Source organism: Microbacterium sp., from assembly GCF_029263575.1.
In the GTDB taxonomy this organism is placed as follows: Bacteria; Actinomycetota; Actinomycetes; order Actinomycetales; family Microbacteriaceae; genus Microbacterium.
The window spans coordinates 1-2,499 of the sequence record NZ_JAJUFV010000243.1 but is presented as its reverse complement, the minus strand read 5'-3'; the positions used below and the strand labels follow the sequence as shown (position 1 = coordinate 2,499).

Genomic DNA, 2,499 nt, shown 5'->3' with positions numbered 1-2,499 from the left:
GTCCGCTGCTGGAGGCGCTGGGTCGCAGCGCCGATCTGACCGGCCGCACCGATCTCATCTGGAGCAAGGTTCTCGAGCGCGCAGCGACGCATCCGATCTTCGGAAATGGGTTCTCGAGTCCGTGGATTCCCAGCGATCCGGCATTCGACGGCTGGATCGTCGACCACCACATCACCGTGTTCCACGCGCACAACATGTGGCTGGATGTGTTGATGCAGCTCGGCGTCGTCGGTCTCGTGCTCATGGTGTGCGCCTACCTGTCGCTGCTGTGGCGCGCGTGGTTCTTCGCCGCTGATCGCCCCCGGTGGGATCTGCGCGCCGATCGCCCCTACTCGCCGCTGACGCTGCTGCCCTTGCTGTTCACCGTCATTCTGCTGGTGCAGGGGCTTGCCGAGTCGACGCCCATCATGCTCTGGGGATGGATGCTTCTCATGCTGTTGTCGTTCAAGATCAAGTCGGTGCCGCTGGTGGGCGTCGGACTCAGCGAGCAGATGCGCATCACCGAGCGCGGGCGCAAGCCACGACGGGTGCCATGACGCCCGCCCGTGTCGGACTGATTCGGCTGCTCGGCTCGGTCGAGATGGCGCGTGCCTACACGCTCGCCACGCTCGGTGCGACGTTCGGGTCTTTCGCGATCGAGCGGATGACGTCGCCTTCGACGTTCGCGACCATCATTCTGCTGCTGTGCGCGCTGGGTGCGGCGATTCTGTTCGTGCGGCGTGAGGAGATATCGCTGCTGCGGTTCGCTCCGTTCTCGCTACTGGCGTTTCTCGCTCTGACGCTCATCAGCATGCTGTGGTCGACGGATCGCGCCGACACATTCTTCGGATGGCTGTGGACGTTCGGCTTCGCCTTTCTCGCGATCACGGTGGGGCACCTGCGGGACACGCTGCAGACGGTACGCGCGATCGGCGACACACTGCGGGTGCTGCTGGTGACATCGCTGCTGCTGGAGATCCTCTCGGGCATCTTGATCGACCTGCCAATTGTGTTTCTCAGCATCGAGGGAAATCTCGCGGCGGGTGGGCCGATTCAGGGCATCTTCGGCACGCGCAACATGCTGGGATTCATCGCGGTCATCGCACTCATCACGTTCGTGATCGAGTGGCGCACGCAGTCGGTGGTCGCGCCGGTGGCGATCCCCTCGATCGCTCTGGCGGGCTTTCTCGCCCTGCTGTCGGCGTCGCCGACGGTTCTCGTGCTCGCGGTGATCGTCGGTGTCGTGACCGCGGCTCTGACTCTCGTCCGGCACACGCCGGCGTCACGGCGCAACATCGTGCAGTGGGTGCTCGGAGCTGCCGCCACGGCGTCTGTGATCGTGGCGTTCGCGTTGCGGCATCCGATCATCGCCTGGATGGGTGCGGGGTCAGATTTTTCGACGCGCGCCGACCTGTGGAATCAGATCCTCGATTTCGTCGCGATCCGCCCGTTCCAGGGGTGGGGTTGGTTCGGTTCGTGGCAGCGCGGCGAGTATCCGTTCACGTACATCAACTTCTTGCTCGACGACCACCACCAGACGGCGTTGAACTCGTTCTTCGACGTGCTGCTTCAGCTGGGCATCGCCGGGCTGCTGCTGTTCTTGATCCTCGGGGCCGTCGCGCTTATTCGATCGTGGCTGGTGGCGAGCGTTCGTCGCTCGGTCGTGTATGCCTGGACCCCGCTCGTGCTCGTGACGCTGGCGGTCGATTCGATGTTCGAGAGCTTCACGATCGTCGGCGCCGGCTGGTTCTTGCTCGTGCTGTGCGCGTTGCGTGCAGGTCAGTCTCGTTCGTGGCGCGAGAACATCGACGCGGCGAACACGGGCGTCATTCCGACGTTGCCTTCGCAGTAGCGGCGTCAGGCCAGCGTGCGCAGTTTCTCTGCCCAGCCCAGCGCGTCGCGTACGCCGTCGTCGATAGAGCGCTCGGACTTCCAGCCGAGCACCTCGGCTGCTCGGTCGACGATCGCATAGGCGCCTGCCTGGTCGCCGGGGCGTCGGTCGCCTTCGACGACGGGCAGTGACTCTCCGGTGACGCGCTCATAGGCTGCGACGAGTTCGCGCACGGTCACGCCGTCGCCGGTGCCGACATTGATGACCTGGTACGGCTCAGCCGACGTGGCGACCTCGTCGAAGCGGCGCACGGCCGCCACATGGGCGAGTGCGAGATCCCAGACGTGGATGTAGTCGCGCAGGCCCGACCCGTCGCGGGTGGGCCAGTCGGTGCCTGTGATCGTGAACGGCTCGTCGGCGGATGCCTGCATGATCTTGCCGAGAGCGTGAGACGGCGTGGGGTTCTGGAGCCCGGTGCGCAGGCGCGGGTCGGCGCCGATCGGATTGAAGTAACGCAGCGCGATGGATCGGATGCTGCCGGCCTGGGCCGTGTCAGCAAGGATGTTCTCAACCATTGCCTTGGTGGTGGCATAGGGGCTCGACGGAGCGATCGGGGCGGATTCATCGACCCCTCCCCCTCCCTCACCGAAGTAGACAGCCGCAGACGAGCTGAAGACGACGCGGGCGAT

The 2,499-nt window shown here is 65.2% G+C and carries 3 protein-coding genes; 2 read left to right on the top strand and 1 reads right to left on the bottom strand.

Features of this window, described 5'->3' with window-relative positions:
• Positions 1 to 536, top strand: a 536-nt coding sequence (locus tag Q1J95_RS15630; protein ID WP_300269356.1) for an O-antigen ligase family protein, incomplete at its 5' end; no start/stop codon positions are given.
• Positions 533 to 1,831 carry an O-antigen ligase family protein gene (locus Q1J95_RS15625; protein ID WP_300269353.1) on the top strand — a complete coding sequence of 433 codons (1,299 nt, stop codon included), beginning with the start codon at positions 533 to 535 and terminating at the stop codon, positions 1,829 to 1,831. The genes Q1J95_RS15630 and Q1J95_RS15625, both read left to right, overlap by 4 nt.
• 5 nt (positions 1,832 to 1,836) lie before the next feature.
• Here Q1J95_RS15625 and Q1J95_RS15620 read toward each other — a convergent pair.
• The coding region (locus Q1J95_RS15620; RefSeq protein ID WP_300269350.1) for an NAD-dependent epimerase/dehydratase family protein at positions 1,837 to 2,499 on the bottom strand (663 nt) is incomplete at its 5' end.